Source organism: Enterobacter sp. CGMCC 5087 (assembly GCF_003144775.1).
GTDB classification, from domain to species: Bacteria; Pseudomonadota; Gammaproteobacteria; order Enterobacterales; family Enterobacteriaceae; genus Enterobacter; species Enterobacter cloacae_M.
The window spans coordinates 1-244 of sequence record NZ_QFXN01000163.1 but is presented as its reverse complement, the minus strand read 5'-3'; the positions used below and the strand labels follow the sequence as shown (position 1 = coordinate 244).

Here is a 244-nt window from a genome sequence, read left to right as displayed (position 1 = left end):
GCAGAACCGGCAACTGATGCACCTGCTGATGAATGAAACGGGCACCTCACCCTGCTTTATCTGGCACGACTTACCCTCAGCATGGACACAGGCTGACAGTTTTCATCGTCTGGCCGAAGCCATTTGTCATCACCGGGTGGTCAGTCTGCTGGTCGGCGGTGTCCGTCACGATGAGCAGGAGCCTTACCGACTGATTTACCGGCATCAGCACTGGTATCTGGTCGTCTGCTGTCGGGGGAGCCTC

General features: G+C 57.4%; 1 pseudogene. It reads left to right on the top strand.

The features are described 5' to 3' along the window. Nucleotides 1-244 (top strand): annotated as a pseudogene (locus tag DEO48_RS15330) (WYL domain-containing protein); the annotation flags it as partial.